We start from the raw sequence: 20930 nt of genomic DNA, 5'->3' as shown, positions 1-20930 counted from the left end.
TTGCATGTCTTAAGCACGCCGCCAGCGTTCACCCTGAGCCAGGATCAAACTCTCCAAAAAATGGTTATCAAAAGCCCGAAAGCTCCTTGATACAGTCTGATGCCTCGCTTGCGCTTGGCTTGCCCTCTCGGGCTTGTTTGGTCTTGCGACCTTGACCGAGTCTGGAGACCTCCGGGGGGAGATCCGCTCGGCACGACCTGTCGGTCGCTCCTGTCATCGTCATCAGAACCAGATTTTCATGCGTCCCAGCGAGGCCCTTGGGGGCTTTTCGCCTTCGCCCTTCTTCTCGGGCGAAGAGAACTATATGCCTTCTGCCCAACTCTGTCAACACCTCTAGCGAGACGCGCGGATGAGGGAAAGCGCGAGCGGCCCAGACCAATCGCAGAGCAAGTCCAGAGCGTGTCTTGAGAGAGGCCGGGCGCCAGAACACACCACACAGCACAGGGGGAGAGGTGACCCTCTCCCCCCTCGTTGCTCTGCCTACCCTTTCATCGGCGGCAGACCGTGCAGATGCCACAGGGCGTCCACCCGCCGGACCACCGCCTCGTCCATCACGATCTTGGGGGGCCACTCGCGCACGAAGCCTTCTTCGGGCAGCTTGCGGGCGCCGTCCCAGACGAGCAGGCCGTGCAGGGGCCAGACATCGCGCTCCGGGTCAACGTTGTTCAGAATGGTCCACCAGACATCTTGGGGGTCGTGGACCTGGGTTTCCTCGTCCACGATCAGCAGGTGGCGCATGCCGGCGGCGGCGGGGTGGGCCGTGAACGCCTGGGCGAGCGCCTGCGCCTGCCCGGGGCGGGTCTTGTTCAGGGCCACTGTCCAGTAGCCGTCCTCTGTCTGGGCCTGGGCCAGTACGCCCTCAAAGGTAGGCAGCGCAGCCGCCACCCGGGGCACAAACGCTTCTGATGTCACGTCCCCCGCCTGCTCGTCACGCGAGGACACGGCGCCGCCCACCTCTTCGGGGCGCTTGGTGGTGGCGTCAATGATCAGCTTGCCGCCGTAACCCCAGCCCCGGCTGGAATGGTCCAGGACATCGGTGGGGCCACGTGTGGGCAGGGTGTCGCGCCCCGGCACCGCCTTCTGGGCCACCTCGCGCCACACCGCCGCAAAGTCATTGACCTTCACGTCCTCGTCCACCACCACGATCACCTTGGCGAACATCATCTGGCCCAGGCCGAACAGCCCGTTGGCAACCTTGTAGGCCTGCCCGGGGTAAGTCTTTTTGATACTGACCACCACGAGGTTGTGCGCCACCCCGGCGGGCGGCATGTGGTAATCCACGACCTCTGGCAGGATGAGCTGCGCGGCGGGCAGAAAGAGCCGCTCGGAGGCTTCAATGAGGTAGGCGTCTTCCATGGGCGGGCGGCCCACGATGGTCGCTGGGTAGACCGGCTGGCGGCGCATGGTCACAGCGGTCACGTGAAACTGCGGGTACAGGTCCGGCAGGGTGTAAAAGCCGGTGTGGTCCCCAAAGGGCCCCTCCATCACCCAGGGTTCCTGCGGGTCCACGTAGCCTTCGAGAATGAATTCGGCGTTGGCGGGGACCTCTAGGTCCACCGTCACGCCTTTCATGACGGGATAGCGCTGACCGCGCAGGTAGCCGGCCAGGGCAAATTCATCCAGCCCGGGAATGGGCGGCAGGGGCGCGGTGGCGGCGTAGATCAGGGCCGGGTCGCCGCCGATGGCCACCGCCACCTCCAGGCGCTGGCCCAGGGCCTTGGCTTTTTCCAGATGCTTGGTGCCGGTTTTGTGGCGCTGCCAGTGCATGCCGGTCACGTTCTTGCCCATCACCTGCATGCGGTACATGCCCATGTTGCGCTCGCCGGTTTCGGGGTCCTTGGTGATCACCAGCGGCAGGGTCACGAAGGGCCCGCCGTCCTGGGGCCAGCACTTGAGGATGGGGAGCCTGGAGAGGTCCACCTCGTCGCCGCGCCAGACCACCTCCTGGGCGGGGCCCGTCTTGACGCGGCGGGGGGGCAGGTTCATGGCGTCACGCAGTTTGGGGAGTTGCCCCAGCAGGCCGCCCAGGCCCTTGGCGCCCTTCAAGTCAATCAGGTGGCGCACGCGCGCGGCCAGATCGTCCAGGTCGGAGACCCCCAGGGCCAGGGCGGTGCGCTCGCGGGTGCCCATCAGGCCGATCACCAGCGGAAAGTCGCTGTCAATCACCTGTTCGAACAGCACGGCCGGCCCGCCAGTTTTCACCAGTCGGTCAGCAATCTCGGTGATTTCCAGGTCCCGGCTGACCGGGGTGCGGACGCGCACGAGTTCGCCGCGCGCTTCGAGCAAGCGGATAAAGCTCTGAAGGTCGGGAAAGGCCATGCCCTGGAGTGTAGGGGGCCGGGGCCGGGGCAACCGTACCCCGGGGGACGCTCCTCCTTCCGGCGGACGCGGCGCCGTGTGGGCAAAGGTACGGTGCAGCCATGACCCCAGCCCAGACGAGTTCGGCGGACGACGCCACCCCACCGCCGCTGGCAGGCCCCCTGACCCCGGCGGGCTGGGACGCCGCGCCCGCGCACCCCCGGCCCGCCCTGGCCGCGCGCCCCCTGCTGCTGGCCCTGGGCCTGGGGCTGGCCGCCCATGTGCTGACGTGGCGCGCCGGGCCCGCCGGCCTGAATCTGGCGCTGTGGCTGGTGCTGTTCCTGGGCGCCAGCGTGTGGGGCTTGGCGGGGCGCGGCCAGACCCCCAGCCGCGCGGGTGTGGCCCTGCTGGGCGTGGCTGCGCTGTTCGGCCTGAGTTTCACCCTGTGGGACGCCCCCCCCGAACTGGCGGTGCTGAACACCCTGGCCCTGCTGGGCAGCCTGACGCTGGGCGCGGCCTTTCTGCGCTTTCCGGGGCTGGGCCGGGCCACGCCGGGCCTGCTGCTGGCCGCCCTGATGACCGGCGGCCTCCGGTTTGCCTACGGCCCACTGGTGCTGCTGGAACGCTTTCCCTGGGCGCGGCTGCGCCCTAAAGGCGATGGGGGACGGCAGCTGGGACGCGTGGGCGTGGGGCTGGCGCTGGCCGCGCCGCTGCTGCTGGTCTTTGGGGCGCTGCTGGCCAGCGCCGACGCAGGCTTCGCCCAGGCCCTGAGTGGCCTGTGGCGCCCTGCCCAGGAACTGGACACCCTGCTGTCATCTGGCCTGGGCCTGATGCTGTGGTGCGCGTTCGTGGGCGGCCTGACCTACCCCGCCCTGATGGCCCTGCGCCCCACCTTCTTTGCGCCGCGTGACGCATCCGGGCGCCTGGGACTGGTGGAGGTGGGGCTGCCGCTGGGCGCGCTGGCCCTGCTGTTTCTTGCCTTTGCAGCCTTGCAGGTGCCCGCGCTGCTGGGCGGCGGCCTGCCCGACGGTCAGACCTACGCGGGCCACATTCGCCGGGGCTTTAGCGAGCTGATGACCGTGGCCTTTTTGACCCTGAGCGTGCTGCTGGGCGCCCACGGTCTGAGCCGCCCGGAGACGCGGCGCAGTCTGCCCCTGCGCGCCCTGAACGCCGCCGTGCTGCTGCCGCTGCTGGTGATTCTGGCCAGCGCGGCGCAGCGCTGGGGGCTGTACACCCAGGCGTACGGCCTAAGCACCATCCGGGTGCTGGGCGCCGCCTTTCTGGTGTGGGTGACCCTCACGCTGGGCTGGCTGGCACTGTGCCTGTGGCGTGACCGCGCCGGGCGCTTTGCCTTTCCCGCGCTGCTGCTGGGGCTGGCCACACTGCTGGGCACCACCGCCCTGAACCCCGGCGCGCTGATTGCGGCCCACAACCTGCACCGCCAGACCGCCGCCGTGACCAACGACCTGCGCCGCACGCCGCAGCAGGTTGGCGTATGGGATCTGCTGAACCTGGGGGCAGGCGCCGTGCCTGCCATCGTGGCGAACCTGGATGTCCTGGCGCCGCCCTGCGGTCCTGCGGCCAACTGCGTGACGCCCCAGACCATCATTGACGACCTGCATGACCGTTACGACACCCCACGTGATCCCCGGGCCTGGAACCTCGCCTACGCCCGCGCGCACGCACTCGTGCAGGGCCTGCCGCCTCGCAGTCCCTTCACCCGGTAAGCCCTGCTGCTCAGTAGCCGCCTGGACCCTCTCCAGGCGGCCTTTTTTGCCCCCGATCATGCCTGACTGCCGCCTGACTGCCAGCGATCATGGGCCGCTCATGGGGGGGCGCGTACCTTGGCCCTATCAGCGCCGGGGCACTGCCCGCCCAGCCGCTGTTTTCCCCCCGCCCTTCCGCCCTTTTTCCTACCAGGAGCCCCCACCATGACCACCCTGCCCCGCGTTGCCCGCCCCCAGACCGCCGCCCTGAACCCCCGCACCCTCTCGCCGCTGCTGGCCGCGCTGGCCCTGGGCACCCTGATGGTGCCGCAGCGCGCCCTGGCCGCCCCCGCCGACATGGTGGGCACCTGGGTGAACGGCAACGTCACCACGAACGGCATCACCCGCATCAATGTGACGCGAACTGCCGCCGGGCAGCTGAGCGTGCAGGTGTTTGGCCGCTGCCACCCCAACGACTGCGACTGGGGTCAGGCCCCCATGCTGACCTATGGCCTGACCGTGAGTGACAGCAACCATTTCACCGCCAGCGCGGTATTCAACAAGGGCTTTGCCAACACGGTGCTGGTCATGAACTTTGCCAAGGGCCGCCTGGACGTGCACGCCCTGACGCAGTTCACCGATGGAAGTGGCCGCCAGAACTACGCCACCCGCGAGACGTTTGCCCGCTACCGCTAAGCCCTGGGAACCCACCGCACCCTCCCCCCGTACTGAAGAGGCAGGTGGATGACACCCCACCGCTCCTCTCTTTTCTGCTCCGCACTCTGCTCTGGCCCTGGCCCGCCCGATCCCGGCGCGCCGGGGCCAGTGTCTGTGTAGGGCAGCAGTTGTGTGGGCCAAGGTCAGTGCCTGGGTATCTGCTGGGCGCTGCGTCCATCCAGGCCGGGCGCTGGCCGCACGGGGGCGTTACGCTGGCGCACATGACCTCGCCCATCACGCGGATGCAACGAGCCCTGAGCGCCACTGACCTGGACGGCTGGCTGGTGTACGACTTTCAGGGCCTGAACCCCCACGCCCGCCGGGTGCTGGCGCTGCCAGAGAGTGCGTTTTTAACCCGGCGCTTTTTCGTGTGGGTGCCCCGGCAGGGCCCGGCCACCGTGCTGCACAACCATATTGAGGGCGGCACCTGGGGCGAGATCACGCGGCACTGGGGGGCCGAGCGGCGGCCCTTCGGCTCACACGCCGAATTAGACGCCGCGCTGCGCGAGGTGGTGGCTGGGCGCGCGCTGGCGATGGAATACAGCCCGAACGGCGCGGTGCCCTATGTGGGGCGTGTGGACGCCGGCACCGTGGAGCGGGTGCGCGCCGCCGGGGCCCGCGCCATTCACACCAGCGCCGACCTGCTGCAATCCTTCCTGGCCTGGAGCGCCGACGATCTCGCGGCCCATGAGCGCGCCGTGGCCGTGTTGATGACGGCCAAGGACGACGCCTTCCGACTGATCCACGAGCGCCTGCGCGCCGGGCAGCCGGTGACCGAACTGGACGCCCAGGCCGTGATCATGCGCCAGATTGAGGCGGCGGGGATGCAGGCTGGGCACGCGGTGAACGTATCGTTCGGCGTGAACGCGGCCGACAGCCACTACGAACCCAGCCCCGAGCGCCACGCGACCCTGCAGAGCGGCGAGTGCGTGCTGATTGACCTGTGGGCCCAGGAGCCGGGCCGCCCCTTCGCTGACGTGACCTGGGTGGGCTTTGCAGGCACCCCGGGCGCCGAGTACCTGGACGCCTGGACCGCCGTGAGCCGCGCCCGCGACGCCGCGCTGCACCGGCTGCAGCAGGACCACGCCGAGCAGGGGTGGGGCCAGTTGCAGGGCTGGATGCTGGACCGCGCCGCCCGCGACGCCATGGGCCCCGAGTGGGCGCCGCACTTCCTGCACCGCACCGGCCACGACCTGGGCGTGCAGATTCACGGCGCCGGGGCCAACCTGGACGACTACGAAACCCGCGACACCCGCACCCTCACCCCGGGCCTCGCCGTGACCATTGAACCGGGCACCTACCCGGCCCAGAAGGGCTTTGGCATTCGCAGCGAGATCAACGTGTACCTGGCGCCCGAAGGCCCGCGCGTGACCACCCACACCCAGCGCGCGCCCTTTGTGCTGGGCCAGGGCGACTGGGCCAGCGTGCGGGCGGCTGGCTACGGCGAAGCCCAGGGCTAAGGGCCTCGCCCCTCCCCCATGCCAACGTTTCAGAAAAGCACCGAAACGTTTCCCTTCCCGGTGCAAGGCCCTTTTCTCGCTTCTCGCTTCGCTCGATTGATCTGAAGATCAACAGCGAACGACTTCAGCGGCCCCCTCCCATGAGACCGGCTTAAAGAAACGCTCAGGCTCTCTCTCCTCCCCCACCGCCCACCCGTTACCCTGGGGTATGGCGAACCTCGGCTCCTCTACGATCATGCTGACGGGCGCGGGCGGCGCCCTGGCCACCGCCATTGCCCAGGAACTCGACGACGCGGGCGCGCAAATGGTGCTGGTGGGACGCGGCGAGGCCCTGGAGCGCGCCGCTGACCGCTTTCCCGCCACCGAAGTGCTAGACCTGGACCTGACCCAGGAAAGCAGCGTGGAGGCCCTGCGCAAGGTCAAGGTGGACACCCTGATTCACACGGTGGGGGCCTTTACTATGCAGGACATTCATAAGGCCACCACCCAGGACCTGCGCGCGATGTTCGACACGAACATGACCACGCTGTTCCACGCGGTACAGGGCGTGCTGCCCCACATGCTCAAGCAGAAAGACGGGCTGGTGATGGGCGTGAGTGCCGGGCAGGCCGCCCGCCTCAGTGGCCCCAAGTCGGCCCTGTACACCGCCAGCAAGGCCGCCGTGTCGGCCTACGTGCTCAGCCTGCACGACGAACTGAAGGCCAAGGGCGTGCGCGGCATGGTGCTGTACCCCATGGGCGCCGTTGACACCCCCGCCAACCGCGACGCCGGCCTGAGCTGGGAAACCATGATTGACCCGCGCGGCCTCGCCAAGAGCGTGGCCCACGCCCTGACCCGCCCCGACCGGGCGCACATCACGGAGATCAAGGTGTATCCGGATGTGTGAGGGGGGGGAGCGGGTGGCAGGGAGCGGGGTGCGGGGAAAGAAGGGTGTAGGAAGTGGGTTGTAGGGAGTGGGAAAAGAGAAAGGCGAGGGCAAACACGCCACTCGCCTTTTTCCTTTGTCTTTTGAAAAGTAGAACCCTCTGAGCCGCACCAAGCCTTCTTGCCCCCTGACCGCCCAGGTCCAGACGAAGCCGTCGTGCGCGCAGCGCGCGGGCGTACGACGATGGGCGGAGGCGGACCACGGCGTACACAGCGGGGTGAAGGAAGGGCGCCCCGAACCGTCAGTCAACGTTTGCCAGCGCAGCGCCGCTCCCCCCTGCCCCTCCGGGGTAGGGGGGCTGGGGGGGTGGGGCGACGCGGAGAAAGGGCTACGCCAGCCCATCCCCCAACGCCCCCAAAAACGCCGCCGCAAACCGAACCCCATTCTCGAAATCCCGCCGCAAAATATTCTCGTTCGGCGCATGCACCCGCCCCCCCACATTCCCAATCCCCAGCGCCACCACCGGCGCCCCCACATGCCGCATAAACGGGTACATGGGCCCGCTGCCCCCGCTGCTGGGGTTCAGAATCGGCGCCTGGCCATGAACCTCCTGCGCCACCCGCACCGCCGTCTTCACAAACGGATGGGCCAGGTCGCTGCGCGCCGGGTGCTGGTGGCTTTCCAGTTCCACGATCTCAATGTCCCCGAAGCCCTGGGCGTCCAGATGGGCCCGCAGCAGCGCCACCACCCGGTCCGGGTCCTGGTCGGGCACCAGCCGGAAGTCCAGCTTGACCATGCCGGCCGCCGGCAGCACGGTTTTGCTGCCCTCGCCGCCGTAGCCGCCGTGAAAGCCGTTGACGTTCACCACGGGCTTCAGGTTCAGCCGGGTGTGGTACTCCCCGCTCTCCCCCAGCGGGCGCGTGACCGCGTAGGTGTCGCGCAGGGCCTCACCGCTGCCGGGCAGGCGCGCAATAGCGGCCAGATCGGCCTCGCTGGGAGGGCGCACGTCATCGTGAAAGCCGGGGATCAGCACAGTGCCGTCGGCGCCTCGAAGCGAGGCCACCGCCGCCGCCAGTCGCCACAGCGGGTTGTCCACCACCGCGCCGTTGCTGCTGTGCAGGTCGCTGCCCGCCACGGAGCAGCGCAGTTCCACGCACACAATCCCTTTCAGGCCCGCGTACAGCACCGGGCGCCCTTCGGGGGTGATGGCCCCGAATTCCCACCACACGCCGTCGGCCTTGAGGGCCTCGGCGTGCTCGGCCAAGAAGGCTTCCAGGCTGGGGCTGCCCACCTCCTCCTCGCCTTCAATCAGCCACTTCACCTTCAGGGGCAACTGGCCGCCACGCGCCGCTTTCAGGGCCCGCAGGCCCGCAAGGCGCGACACCAGCTCGCCCTTGTCGTCGCTGGCGCCGCGCCCGTAGAGTCGCCCGTCCCGCTCAGTCAACTCAAAAGGCGGCGTGTTCCACAGCTCCAGGGGGTCCTCGGGCTGCACGTCGTAGTGGTTGTAGATCAGCAGGGTAAAGGGGCCCTCGCCCGCCTCGGCCACCAGCACCGGGGCCACCTGCCCGGGGAAGGCGCGCACCGTAAAGCCCTCGGCTTCCAGCAGGGCCGTGACAGCCCCGGCGGTTTCGGGGAGGCAACGCCCCTGCGCCGAAACGCTGGGCAGCGCCACTAGGGCGGTGAGGTCGCGCAGGCCGCGTTCAATCTGGGCCTCAAGGTCAGCCGGGCGGGGATGGGTCATACCGCGAGGCTAAGGCATGGCCTGCACGGCGCGGCCCAGCCTGGCCGGACACCCCTTTGCACGTCCCCTATTTGACAACGTTTTCAATGGAGAGTAAGCTCGCCCTACAGACTTCAATTCAGTCGCTGTGGGCCGCTGGGCCCCTGTTGCTGGCCGGCCGCGCCCCAGCCGGCCGCCTCTTTGCCGCCTTCGGAGCACACTGTCCCCATGACCAGAAACGTCACCATCAAAGACATTGCGCGGGCAGCGGAGGTGTCCATCAGCACCGTGTCGCGCACGCTGAACGGCTCCTCGGCAGTGGCCGAGGCCAAGCGGGTGCGGGTGCTGGCCGCCGCCGAGCGCCTGGGGTACGAGCCCAACGTGGCCGCCCAGGGGCTGGTGCGGGGCCGCTCCATGACCATTGGCGTGCTGACCCAGGACATCGCCAGCCCCTTTTACAGCGAGGTGGCGCGCGGCATTGACGTGGGGTTTGCGGGCAGCGGGTACCAGCCCATCTTCGTGAACGGCCACTGGCAGATTCAGGATGAGTCGGCGGCGATCACCGCGCTGATCCGGCGGCAGGTGGACGGCCTGATCATCCTGGGTGGCCGCCTGGGCGACGCGCAGCTGGCCGACCTGCACGCCCGCTTTCCGCTGGTGCTGGTGGGCCGCCGGGTGGCCGCCCTGGGGGGCGCCTGCCTGAGCGTGGACAACGTGCAGGGCGCCTTTCTGGCCACCAGCCACCTGATTCAGCTGGGCCACCGCCGCATTGGGCACGTGACGGGCGTTTCCAGCCAGCGCGACGCCGTGGACCGCCTGGAAGGCTACCGGCTGGCCCTGGCCGAGGCTGGGCTGGCCTTCGACGCCCGGCTGGTCTTCGAGGGCGATTTCAGCGAGTCGGCCGGCATTCAGGCGGTGGAACACTGGCTGGGGCAGGGCGCAGCGCTCTCGGCCATCTTTACCGCCAACGACCAGATGGCCTACGGCGCGCGGCTGGGGCTGTACCGGCGCGGCATCCGCGTGCCCGAAGACATCTCGCTGATCGGCTTTGACGACCTGCCCGCCTCGCAGTTCACGCTGCCGCCCCTCACCTCGGTGCACCAGCCGCTCTTTGAAATGGGCCAGCAGGCCGCCCGCACGGTTCTTCACCGCCTGCAGACCCCAGACCTGCCCCTTACCCCCCCAGAGTTGCCCCTTTCCCTCAGCGTGCGCGAATCGGTGCGCTACGCCCGCCCGCTGCCCCACTGACCTGCCGCTTTCCACAATTTGAAAACGTTCTCAGCTGACCGCCGGACCGGGGCGGTCTGGAGGTCGCCTATGTCTACCGCACGCGCCCGCTTTCCCCTTCTGCTTGGCCTAACCCTGGCCCTCTCAGCCTGTGGCAGCGGCACGCCGCAGCCCAGCACCCCAACCGCGCCGGGACTGCAAGCGCAGGACTACAGCACCACGCCCCCGCCTGGCGCCAAGGGCGGCCCCACTAACACGTCGGGCGCGCTGCTGACCCCGGCCTGGACGGCCAACGCGGCGGCCAAGGGCAAGGCGCCCACGAACGAGTTCTGGTCGTCCATCCTCTTCAAGCGCAACGCGGGCAACGCCTACTCCGAGAACATGTTCGCCCACCCGCTGGCCATGCACGCCCGCGCGGGTGGCCTGGAACTCAGCTACCCCAACCGCTCGCAGATCGTGGGCGCGCCCGGACTGGAAAAATACGAATATCCCTATACCCCGGACCTGACCCTGGGCGTGAGTGCCCTGAACTCGCCCGACACCAAAACCGACGACTGGGGCGACTGGACCACCACCGCGTTCTGGAGTGACGGCGCCCGCACCCTGCGCGCCACCTTCGGGCACGGCCTGCCCTTTGTGTACGCCACGAAAACCGGCGGCAATGCCCAGGTCACCTTTATCGCCACACCCACGGTCTGGTCGAACCAGGGCAATGTCCTGGGGGTCACGGTGAACGGGCGCCACTACGGCATCTTTGCGCCGGCCGGCTCCGCCTGGAGCCTGAGCAACACCGTCGCCACCTCCACGCTGGCAGGCAAGGACTACTACTCCATTGCCGCCCTGCCCGACAACACCGTCGCCACCCTGAACGACTTCCGGAATTACGCCTACAACTTCGTGACGGGCAGCAGTGTGGGCTGGAGCTACAACGCGGCCACCGCGACGATGAACAGCACCTACACCGTGAACACGGTGGCCAAGGAAGGCACGGCGACCGGTACGGTCATGGCGCTCTACCGCCACCAGTGGCTGAACTCGGGCAGCGTGAACACGGGCTACACCTACGTCTCGCCCCGTGGAGAGATGAAGGTGGTGCGCGGCGCGAACAGCTTTACCACCAGCCAGAAGTTCCAGGGCGTGCTGCCCTACCTGCCGGACAACGGCGCGGCCAACACCCTGAGCAAGACGCAACTGGCCGCCTACGTGAACGAGGCCAACACCAGCGCCACCCTGAACCCCACCGGGGATTCCTACTGGGTAGGCAAGGGTCTGGGCAAGCTGGCCGAACTGGTGCCGCTGGCCGAGCAGGTGGGCAACACGGCCGCGCAGACCGCCTTCCTGGACGCCATTCAGCGCGTGCTCCAGGACTGGCTGGACGGCCAGGGCAGCAACCTCTTCTACTACAACTCGGCGTGGGGCACCCTGATCGGCTATCCGCAGGGCTACGGCAGCGAAGAAGAACTGAACGACCACCACTTCCACTGGGGGTATTTCATCAAGGCCGCCGCGCTGCTCACGCAGTACCGCCCGAACTGGCCGGCGGGCACCACCCCGCAGGGCCGCACCTGGGGCGCGAGCATCAACGACCTGATCATGGACGCAGCGAACTGGACCACCAACACGGGCCAGTTCCCCCGCCTGCGCAACTTTGACCCCTACGCCGGGCACTCTTGGGCCGCCGGGCACTCGGGCTTTGCGGCCGGGAACAACCAGGAATCCTCCAGCGAGGACATGAACTTCTCCACGGCGCTGGTGAACTGGGGTTCGGTGACGGGCAACACCGCCATCCGCGACCTGGGCATCTATCTGTACACCACGGAAACCACGGCCATTGAGCAGTACTGGTTCAATCAGGGCGGCGGGGTCTTCCCGGCCGGGTACAACAAACCGGCGGTGGGCATGGTCTGGGGCGACGGTGGCGCCTATTCCACGTGGTTCAGTGCGGAGCGCGAGGCCATTCAGGGCATCAACTTCCTGCCCATCACGGCGGGCAGCCTGTACCTGGGCCGCAACCCCGGGTACCTGAAGACGAACTACGACTTCCTGGGGCGCGAACCCACCATGTGGCGCGACATCTTCTGGCAGGTCTACAGCATGTACGACGCGGCCGGGGCCATTGCCAAGTTCGGCAGCGGCGCCTACACCCCGGAAGAAGGCGAGACCAAAGCCCACACCTACCAGTTCCTGCACAGCCTGAACGCCATGGGGCAGGTGGACACGACCGTGACCGCCAATACCCCCCACTACGCGGTGTTCAAGAAGGGCACCACCCGCACCTACGCGGCCTATAACCCGGGTAATACGGCCATCACGGTGAACTTCTCGGACGGCGCGACCCTCAGCGTGCCGGCCCGGAAGGTGGTGTCTTCACGCGGTGGGGTCTCGAACCCCTGCGGCACCGACACGGTGGTCCCCGGCACGCCGGGCGGCGTGACCTCGCCGGGCCAGACCACGTCCTCCATCAGCCTGAGCTGGGGCGCGGCCAACGACAATTGCACGGTCAGCGGCTACGAGGTGTATGTCAACGGGGCGCCCAACACCACCGTTGCCGGGACCACGGCTGAGATCAGCGGCCTGAGTGCCAATACGGCCTACCTGGTGAAGGTCCGCGCCCGTGACGGCGCGGGCAACCTGAGCGCCTTTACCCCAGAAGTCACGGTGCGCACTTCCTCGGGCAGCACCACGGCCAACCTGCCCGGGACGGTGACTACCAGCGCCGGCGCCATTGCCAACGGCCAGAGCAAGAGCTTCCCAGTGAACGTGACCTCGGCGGGTACCTACCGCCTGTCGGTGCAGAGCGCGTCCAGCCTGAACAGCCGCCTGATCAACGTGGCGTTCAACGGCACGAACTACGACCTCGCTGTAGACGCGGGGCAGACCGTGATTGCCGACTTCCCCAACGTGGGCACCGGCGCGGGGACCATCACGATCACGGCCAAGAGTGACAGCGTGGTGATCGGCACGGTCAGCGGCGCAAACCTGAGCGGCGGGGGCACCACCGACCCCTGCGCCACGGACAGCACGGCGCCCAGCGTGCCTGCCGGCCTGACCTCCCCGAGCAAAACCAGCAGCAGCGTGTCCCTCAGCTGGACGGCCAGCAGCGACAACTGCGGCGTCAGCAAGTACGAGGTATACACGAACGGCGCCCTGAGCGGCAGCGTGACCGGCACCGGGGCCACCATCAGCGGCCTGAGCGCGGGCGCCACCTACGCTTTCAAGGTCCGCGCACTGGACGCCCGGAACAACGCCTCAGCGTTCACTGGCGACCTGAGCGTCACCACCGCCACCAGCGCCATCACGGTGCCCGGCGTGATTACCACCAGTGTGGGCGCGATTGCCAGTGGCGCCAGCAAGACCTACGACCTGCGGGTCAATGCCACCAGCAACCTGCGCTTCCTGATCACGAACGCCAGCAGCGCGTCCAGCTCGGCCTTTACCCTCAACTTCAACGGGCGGAGCGTGCCGCTCTCCATCGGCGCCGGGCAGACCATTCCGGTGGACTTCGCTGGGGTGGTCGTCGGCACCCGGCCGCTGACCATCACCGCCAACTCGGCGGGGGTCAGCCTGGGCAAGCTGGAAGCCGTGACGTATTGAACCCGCAACACGGGAGGGCAGGTGGCCACGCGCCCCTGCCCTCTTTCGTGGTCCTGTCTGTTACTGCCGGAAGTCGTGTGGGTGGGCCTTGTGCCAGTTCCAGGCTGTCTGCACGATCTCCTGGAGGTCGGTAAAGCGCGGCGTGAAACCCAGGTCCTGGCGAATGCGGGTCGCGTCGGCCACCAGCCGGGGCGGGTCGCCCGCGCGGCGGGGGGCCAGTTCACGCGGCAGCGGCGTGCCGGCCACGGCGTCAAAGGCGTCTAGCACTTCTTTCACACTAAAGCCGTGGCCCAGGCCCACGTTGTAGGTGCCGGCGGTGCGTTCGCCGCGTGCCAGGGCCTCCACGGCCAGCACGTGCGCGTCGGCCAGATCCTGCACATGCACGTAGTCGCGGATGCAGGTGCCGTCCGGCGTGGGGTAATCGTCCCCGAAAATCAGCATCTTCTCGCGCTGGCCCAGGGCCGTCAGGGCGGCCATCTCGATGAGGTGGGACTTACTCTGGTGCGCCTCGCCAATATCACCCTCGGGGGCCGCGCCGCACACGTTGAAGTACCGCAGGATGGTGTACGGCAGGCCGTGCGCCACGTGAAAGGCGTGGATCATGCGCTCGGTCATCAGCTTGGTTTCACCGTACACGCTTTCGGGGTGCAGGGGCGCGTCTTCAGGAATCGGCACCGCGTCGGTGGTGCCGTACACGGCGGCCGTGGAGGAAAACACCAGCGGAATCTTGCGGGTTTCGGCAATGGCCTGCAGCAGGTTCAGGCTGCCCACCACGTTGTTGCGGTAGTAGCGGCCCGGCGCGCGCATGCTCTCGCCCACCTCAATCAATGCAGCAAAGTGAATCACAGCGTCGGGCTGGTGGGCCACCAGGGCGGCCTTTACGGCATCCCCATCCAGCAGATCGCCCTGCACCAGCACCACGTCGTCTGGCAGGGCCGCCGCGTGGCCGCTGCTCAGGTTGTCGAACACCGTCACGTCGTGCCCGGCCCGCCGCAACTGCCGCACCGTGTGCGACCCGATATAGCCTGCGCCCCCCACCACCATGAGTTTCATGGCCGTCAGGGTAGTGCAGGTGGGGGGGCCGCAGTGCCGCGCAGGGTGAGGCGGGTGGGAAGGCAGAGTTCATGGGCGGCCTCGCCGCGCAGCAGCGCCCGCATGGCCTCGCCCACGGCCCGGCCCTTCTCGGCGGTGGGCTGCCACACGGTGGTCAGGTTCAGCGCCGCGCTGCTGGGCAGGTCGTCGTAGCCGATCACGCTCAGGTCCCCGGGCACCTGTCGGCCCAGGGCGGCAGCGGCGCGCAGGGCCCCCTGGGCCAGCACATCACTCATGCACAGCAGGGCGCTCAGGCCGGGCTGGGCCTGCAGCAGCGCTAGCGCGCGGGCCTCGCCCTCTTCGGGGGTGTTCTGCATAGTTTCGGTGAGGTGCAGGGCGGCCTCCGGCACACCCAAGAGCGCCGCGCGGTAGCCGGCCAGCCGCTGCACCGAGGGCCGGTAGCCGGTCGGCGGGCTGAAATCCGGGGCCAGGGGGCCGCCCCCCGAAGCCAGTAGGCCGCCCGGCGTCAGGGGCAGGCACACGGCGCCCAGCTGGCGGTGCCCCAGGGCCAGCAGGTGGGCGGCAGCGGCCTGCGCGCCCCCCAGATCGTCAATACCCACGCCCACCACGCCGGGCTGAGGGTCCTGGTCCACCAGCACGGTGGGCAGGCGGCGGTCCAGCACCGCGCGCAGCAGGGCACTGCCCCCGGCTGCGCAGTACACGATGAAGCCGTCCACGCTGGCGCTGCGCACCGGCAGGGTGGCGTCGGCGTCTGGACCGTGCGGACTGGCCAGCAGCAGGGCACTTAGGCCCTCGCCCTGCACCGCGCGGGCCACGCTGCCCAGGAACAGCACGGCCGCCGGGTCGGCAAAGGCGTAGTCCAGCGGGGCGTCGTACACCACGCCCAGCACTCCGGTGCGGCCCCGGCGCAAGCTGCGCGCCAGGGGGTCGGGGCCGTGGTACCCCAGGGCCTGTGCCTGCTGCAGAATGCGGCCCCGCAGCTCGGCACTCAGCTGGTCGGGGCGGTTGTAGGCGTTGCTGACAGTGGCCACGCTGACCCCCAGGGCCCGCGCCACATCCCGCAGGGTGACCCGGGGCCCCGGCGGCGGCTCAGCACTGGCAGAAGGCATGCACAGATGCTAGCGTATCCCCCAGGTCTCTGAAACGTTTCAGCTCGTGTCTTGAGGTTGCCATGTCCCACCCACCAGCCCCCCTCCCTGCCCGGCGCGCCGTCAGCATCATGTTCCTGATCAACGGCGTGCTGTTCGCCACCTGGGGTGTGAACATCCCGGGTGTGCGCGACAGCCTGAACCTCAGCGAAGCCCAGATTGGCGCCGCACTGCTGGCGGTCGGGCTGGGCAGTCTGTGCACCATGCCGCTCACCGGGGGCTGGACCGCGCGGTACGGCAGCCACCGCGTCACCTGGGCCGTGTCGGTGGGCTGCATGGTGAGTCTGCTGCTGCCCTTTGTCGCGCCAAACTTTGCGGCGCTGGTGGCGGCCCTGGCGGTACTGGGCGCCCTGAACGGCTGTATGGACGTGGCCATGAATGCCCAGGGCGTCACCGTGGAAAAGGCCATGGGCCGGCCCATCATGAGCCGCCTGCACGCCTACTTCAGCCTGGGGGGACTGCTGGGCGCGGGGCTGGGGAGCCTGCTGGTGGGGCGCGTGCCCCTGGGTACCCACGCGCTGCTGGTGGTGGGGGTCACGGCCACAGCGGCGCTGCTCTCGGGCCGGTTCCTGTTGCCCGACGCGGCGCCTGCACCCGCACAACTGGCCGCTCATGAACAGCAGCCGCGCCGCTCTCCCCTCAGCGCGGCGGCGGCGCTGCTGGGCGCCCTGTGCTTTCTGGGCATGCTGGCCGAGGGGGCCAATTACGACTGGGCGGCCCTCTATTTCCGGGACGTGCTGGGGGTGGCAGGCGGGGCCTCGGGGCTGGGCTACGTGGCGTTTGTGGGGGCCATGACGCTGGGGCGCTGGTTCGGGGACCGCGCCCGCGCCCAGCTGAGCGACCAGCTCACAGTGCGCGGCGGCGCCGCGCTGACCGCGCTGGGCCTGGGGCTGGCGCTGCTGGCGCGCGACCCGCTGCTGGCGGCCGCCGGCTTTGCCCTGTCGGGCCTGGGCCTCAGCAACGTGGTGCCGGTGATGTACGGCGCGGCCGGACACGCTCTGGCGGGGCGCGGCATTGCCCAGGTGGCGACCATCGGGTACGGCGGGTTCCTGCTGGGGCCTCCCGCCATTGGGTTTATTGCCCAACACGTAGGGCTGGGGGCCGCCCTGGGGCTGGCCCTGGGCGCGGCGGCGCTGGTGGCGGTGCTGGGTGGCCGTGCCTTTGCGCTGATCCGGGGCCAAGCGGCCCCCACACCCGCCGACGCCTAAACGGACCCAGCCAGGGGCGGCCCCACATACCGCGCCCGGGGCCGCAGCAACCCGCCCTGCCCGGCTTCCAGCGCGTGGGCCAGCCAGCCCACCGCGCGTCCCAGGGCAAACAGGGTGGCGGTGTCTTCTGGGTCGCGGCCCAGAACATGAATCAGGGTGGCCAGCGCCAGATCCACATTGGGGTGTTCGCCTGTCTCTTCCTGGGCCGCCGTGCCCAGGGCCAGCGCGGCCTGTACGCCGGGGGCCCCAGGCCACGTCTGTGCCAGGGTGGCCAGCAGCGCCGTGGCCCGGGGGTCGCCGGCCGGGTACAGGGCGTGCCCGAAGCCGGGCACCCGCCCCAGTTGCCGCGCGGCCTCGTGCAGCGCCGCGCGGGGGGTCCCGCGCAAGGCGCCCAGCAGCAGCGCGTGGGCGTTCAGGGCGGCCAGGCCATGCCGGGGCCCCTGCAACGCGCACAGGGCCGCCAGCACGCTGTGGGGCAACCCCGCGCCGCTGCTGGCGGTCACCCGCGCAGCAAAAGCGCTCACATTCAGTTCGTGGTCGGCCAGCAGCACCAGGGCGCGGCGCAGCACCTCGGCCCCATCTGGCCGGCCCCAGGCGCGTGCCAGACGCAGGTGCAGCGGCAGGTCTGGCGCCGGGGGTAGACAGACATGACGTTCCAGTGTGGCGTAGAGCAGGTTCAGGGTACGCCCCGCCTGCCGCAGCCGCGCCTCAGGGCGGGTGTCGTGGACCCCCGGGTCGTGTGCACCCGCATGGGTCAGGGCGTAGCCCAGGGCCTCCAGGGGCCGGGCTGCGCGCGGCTGCCCCCCCAGATTCAGCCGCGCGCGCAGCGGCAGGGCCGGATGCCTGCCCGCCTCCCCCGTCCACAGCAGGGCCGCCACCTCTTCTACCGTGGCGGCCTCGGCCAGCGGCAGGGCGGCGTGGCCCCGGTAGATCAGGGTGCCGCCTTGTACCGCTGTCAGCACGCTGTCCAGCACCGGCTGGCCCCAGTTCAGGCTGGCCTGCACCGCGCCCTGCACCGCTGCCTGCGGATCGCGCCGCCCCGCCTGCCGCTCGGCCAACGCCGCCACATCGCCCGCGTGGTAGCGGCGCTGCCGGGTCCCCGCCGGGCCCGGCTCGCTGCGAACCAGGCCGCGCGACACATAGGCGTACAGGGTGGCCGGCTTGACCCCCAGCGCCGCGCAGGCCTGAGCCGTGGAGAGAGAGTCAGTTGCGGGCATAGGATCAGCTTAACATTGATTCCAGAATCAAGATTGACGACATTGATGGTCGGGTCTACCGTGCAGACATGATCCCAGACCCTGTTCAGGATGTCCCGGCCCCCGACCTCTTTCCGGCCGCTTTTCCGGACCACGCCTTTCCCCGGGTGCAGTGGGAAGGCGCGCCCCCGGCCACCCTGCCGGCCCAGGCCTGGGTGACCGAAACCACCCACCGCGACGGTCAGCAGGGTGGCCTGCCACTGACGCCGGAAGCCGGGCTGGCGATCTATGACCTGATGGGCCGCTTTACTGCCGACAGCGGCGCGCTGCGACAGGCGGAATTCTTCGTGTACCGCCCCGCCGACCGCGCCATGCTCGAAGGGGCCCTGGACCGCTGGTGGGGCGGCCACCCCGTGGAGCCCACCACCTGGATTCGGGCCACCCGTCAGGACGCCGCGCTGGTGGCCGGGCTGGGCGTGCGGGAAACGGGCATGCTGGCCAGCGCCAGCGATTACCACACCTTTTACAAGTTCAGGCCCGGGGGCCGGGCCCAGGCGGCCCGCACCTATCTGGACGCGGTGGCGGCCGTGCTGGACGCTGGGCTGCGGCCCCGCCTGCACCTGGAGGACGCCACCCGCGCCCCGCGCGAGTTCGTGCTGCCGCTGGTGGAGGCGGTGCAGGCCCTGGCCGCGCCTTACCCGGCGGCGCAGGCACCCCGCATCCGGGTGTGCGACACGATGGGCGTGGGCTTGCCCCTGGAAGGCGCGGCGTGGCCCCGCAGTGTGCCGCGCCTGATCCACGAGCTGCTCTCGCTGGGGGTTCCTGGCGAGCAGCTGGAGTTCCATCCCCACAACGACACGCACCTGGTCGTCGCCAACAGCCTGGCCGCCGTTCTGGCGGGGTGTGCAGCGGTGAACGGCACCTTGCTGGGCAAGGGCGAGCGCACCGGCAACGCTCCACTGGAAGGGGTGGTGCTGCACCTGATCGGGCTGGGCCTCACCGGGCCGGCAGACTTCACGGTGCTGGGTGAACTGGCCGACCTGTACGAGGGACTGGGCCAGGGCGTACCCGCCAAGTACCCGCTGTTTGGCCGCGACGCCCACCGCACCCGCGCCGGCATCCACGCCGACGGCCTGAACAAGTTCTGGCCCATGTACGCGCCCTTTAACGTACCCACCCTGCTGGGCCGCCCCCTGGAACTCAGCCTGACCAAAGACAGCGGGCTGGCCGGACTGGTTTTTCTGATCAAATCGCACACGGACGTGGAACTCCCCAAAAGCCACCCGGGCCTGCAGGCCCTCCACGCTGAGCTGAACGCCCAGTTCGATGCGGGTCGGCAGACGGCCGTGGAGTGGGAAGAGGTGGCTGACCGGGCCATGCCGCTGGTGGCGCAACAGGGCTAGGTCAAAGAGTTGCCCTAATCAGGTTGGATGCTCGCAAAGCCGCACTGCTCTGTGCACAAGACTGCCCGTTGCGCTCGTCCTCTTCACCGAAGAGGTTGGCCCCTCTGGATGTCATCGCCTGAGGGCCCCTCTCCCAGCCTTCTAAAGGTTTGGCTGGGAAACACAGAAGTCTTGGCCGTCCTCCTTACCTTCCAGGCAGTGGTACGCTCCCCGCCATGAAACTCGAGCCTTACCGCGTGGCCCCACGCACGGCACCCTGTCTGGCTGACTGGGCTACTGACGAGCACGGCGGCCTGAAGAAAGAGGAGGGCCAGGCCCAAACTGCCACGCTTCTTCCCCAGATCGCTGACCTGCAAGAACGCCTTTATGCCGAGAACAAGCAGGCACTCCTGATCGTGCTTCAGGCGCGCGACGCAGGCGGCAAGGACGGTACGGTCAAACATGTTTTCGGCGCCCTGAACCCCAACGGCGTGCGCGTAAGCAATTTCAAGGCGCCCACCCCAGAGGAGCAGGCCCACGACTTCCTTTGGCGCGTGCATGCGCAGGCACCGCGTCACGGTATCGTGGGCATTTTCAACCGCAGCCACTACGAAGACGTCCTGGTGCCCGCTGTGCAGGGCCACCTGGACGAGAAAGCTATTCAGCGCCGTCTGGAGCACATCCGGGCTTTCGAGGCACTGCTGGCCGACCACGGCACGCGCATCCTAAAATTCTACCTGCATATCAGCCCAGAGCAGCAGCGCTCACGCCTGCAAGAACGGCTGAATGATCCCACCAAACACTGGAAGTTCAACCCCAGTGATCTGGAAGCGCGGGCGCAGTGGGACGACTACACCCGCGTCTACGAAACCATTCTGGCAACCAGTACAGAGGCAGCGCCGTGGTACGTCATTCCGGCAGACCGAAAATGGTTTCGCAATCTGCTGATCAGCCATGTGGTGCTGTCTACCCTGCAAGACATGAATCCAGCCTTTCCGACCCCGAACTTTGACCCCAAGAGCATCACCATTGCTTGAGAGGAGGCAGCGCGCAACAGTGGTAGCTTTGAATTGCAGACTGATCAGGGCAAAAAGGTCCGCCGCATCGACCAGAACCAACAAAAAAAAGCCCCCTTCTTCCGAAGGGGGCATGATCCATGGAGCGGGAGACGAGATTCGAACTCGCGACATCTACCTTGGCAAGGTAGTGCTCTACCAGCTGAGCTACTCCCGCATGAAAAAACCCCCGCGCTGACCGACTTTTCCAGGATCCTGCGATCCAAGTATCATAGGCGCAGCTGCGTTTCACGACCCTGTTCGGCATGGGGAGGGGTGGGTCCACAGCGCTGTGGGCACG

Annotated in this window: 14 protein-coding genes, 1 tRNA gene and 2 rRNA genes; 9 read left to right on the top strand and 8 right to left on the bottom strand. The window is 68.7% G+C overall.

Translation table 11 applies throughout. The annotated features are described in order from the left end of the window. Positions 1-60: ribosomal RNA gene (locus tag KMW22_RS18560) — 16S ribosomal RNA — on the bottom strand; the annotation flags it as partial. 420 nt (positions 61-480) lie between these two features. Continuing rightward, on the bottom strand, positions 481-2319 hold the full coding sequence (locus tag KMW22_RS18555; RefSeq protein WP_221091514.1) for a menaquinone biosynthesis decarboxylase: 1839 nt from the start codon (positions 2317-2319) through the stop codon (positions 481-483). A gap of 101 nt (positions 2320-2420) precedes the next feature. Here KMW22_RS18555 and KMW22_RS18550 point away from each other — a divergent pair, with 101 nt between their 5' ends. The 4 genes from KMW22_RS18550 (at position 2421) to KMW22_RS18535 (ending at position 7067) form a co-directional block, all read left to right on the top strand. Next, positions 2421-4025, top strand: coding sequence for a DUF4153 domain-containing protein (locus tag KMW22_RS18550; protein WP_221091513.1), 1605 nt, complete (start codon positions 2421-2423; stop codon positions 4023-4025). A gap of 204 nt (positions 4026-4229) precedes the next feature. Beyond that, positions 4230-4700 (top strand): hypothetical protein, encoded by a 471-nt coding sequence (locus KMW22_RS18545; RefSeq protein ID WP_221091512.1) that lies wholly within the window; start codon positions 4230-4232, stop codon positions 4698-4700. Between the two features lie 242 nt (positions 4701-4942). After that, complete coding sequence (locus KMW22_RS18540; protein ID WP_221091511.1) at positions 4943-6181, top strand: M24 family metallopeptidase; 1239 nt, start codon at positions 4943-4945, stop codon at positions 6179-6181. Between the two features lie 208 nt (positions 6182-6389). After that, positions 6390-7067 (top strand): SDR family oxidoreductase, encoded by a 678-nt coding sequence (locus KMW22_RS18535; RefSeq protein ID WP_221091510.1) that lies wholly within the window; start codon positions 6390-6392, stop codon positions 7065-7067. Positions 7068-7434: 367 nt separating this feature from the next. Here the strand turns inward: KMW22_RS18535 and KMW22_RS18530 are convergent, their stop codons facing one another. Further along, positions 7435-8787, bottom strand: a complete 1353-nt coding sequence (locus KMW22_RS18530; RefSeq protein ID WP_221091509.1) for a M20/M25/M40 family metallo-hydrolase — start codon at positions 8785-8787, stop codon at positions 7435-7437. Between the two features lie 207 nt (positions 8788-8994). Between KMW22_RS18530 and KMW22_RS18525 the strand changes: the two genes are divergently transcribed. Next, entirely contained in the window at positions 8995-10014 is a 1020-nt protein-coding gene (locus KMW22_RS18525) for a LacI family DNA-binding transcriptional regulator (protein WP_221091508.1), read from the top strand. Between the two features lie 69 nt (positions 10015-10083). After that, positions 10084-13587: a glycosyl hydrolase gene (locus KMW22_RS18520; RefSeq protein ID WP_221091507.1), complete on the top strand. Its 3504-nt coding sequence runs from the start codon at positions 10084-10086 to the stop codon at positions 13585-13587. Between the two features lie 60 nt (positions 13588-13647). Here the strand turns inward: KMW22_RS18520 and galE are convergent, their stop codons facing one another. After that, positions 13648-14640, bottom strand: a complete 993-nt coding sequence (gene galE, locus KMW22_RS18515; RefSeq protein ID WP_221091506.1) for a UDP-glucose 4-epimerase GalE — start codon at positions 14638-14640, stop codon at positions 13648-13650. A 5-nt stretch (positions 14641-14645) separates the two neighbouring features. Then, positions 14646-15749, bottom strand: a complete 1104-nt coding sequence (locus KMW22_RS18510; RefSeq protein ID WP_221091505.1) for a substrate-binding domain-containing protein — start codon at positions 15747-15749, stop codon at positions 14646-14648. Positions 15750-15811: 62 nt separating this feature from the next. On the opposite strand from KMW22_RS18510, the gene KMW22_RS18505 reads away from it, so the two are divergent. Beyond that, positions 15812-16996, top strand: coding sequence for an MFS transporter (locus KMW22_RS18505; protein ID WP_221091504.1), 1185 nt, complete (start codon positions 15812-15814; stop codon positions 16994-16996). Here the strand turns inward: KMW22_RS18505 and KMW22_RS18500 are convergent. Further along, the gene (locus tag KMW22_RS18500; protein ID WP_221091503.1) at positions 16993-18213 is read right to left on the bottom strand and encodes a citrate synthase family protein; all 1221 of its coding nucleotides are present in this window, start codon (positions 18211-18213) and stop codon (positions 16993-16995) included. The two genes, KMW22_RS18505 and KMW22_RS18500, sit on opposite strands and share 4 nt — an antisense overlap. Before the next feature lie 68 nt (positions 18214-18281). On the opposite strand from KMW22_RS18500, the gene KMW22_RS18495 reads away from it, so the two are divergent. Next, positions 18282-19595 (top strand): beta/alpha barrel domain-containing protein, encoded by a 1314-nt coding sequence (locus KMW22_RS18495; protein WP_221091502.1) that lies wholly within the window; start codon positions 18282-18284, stop codon positions 19593-19595. Positions 19596-19810: 215 nt separating this feature from the next. Further along, on the top strand, positions 19811-20611 hold the full coding sequence (locus KMW22_RS18490) for a polyphosphate kinase 2 family protein (protein ID WP_221091501.1): 801 nt from the start codon (positions 19811-19813) through the stop codon (positions 20609-20611). Positions 20612-20731: 120 nt separating this feature from the next. Here KMW22_RS18490 and KMW22_RS18485 read toward each other — a convergent pair. Both KMW22_RS18485 and rrf read right to left on the bottom strand, forming a co-directional pair. Further along, a tRNA-Gly gene (locus KMW22_RS18485) sits at positions 20732-20807 on the bottom strand. A gap of 9 nt (positions 20808-20816) precedes the next feature. After that, positions 20817-20930 (bottom strand): 5S ribosomal RNA (gene rrf, locus KMW22_RS18480); the annotation flags it as partial.

Source organism: Deinococcus aquaedulcis (assembly GCF_019693445.1).
In the GTDB taxonomy this organism is placed as follows: domain Bacteria; phylum Deinococcota; class Deinococci; order Deinococcales; family Deinococcaceae; genus Deinococcus; species Deinococcus aquaedulcis.
The sequence above is the reverse complement of the archived record's forward strand: the minus strand, read 5'-3'. Positions and strand labels throughout refer to the sequence as shown.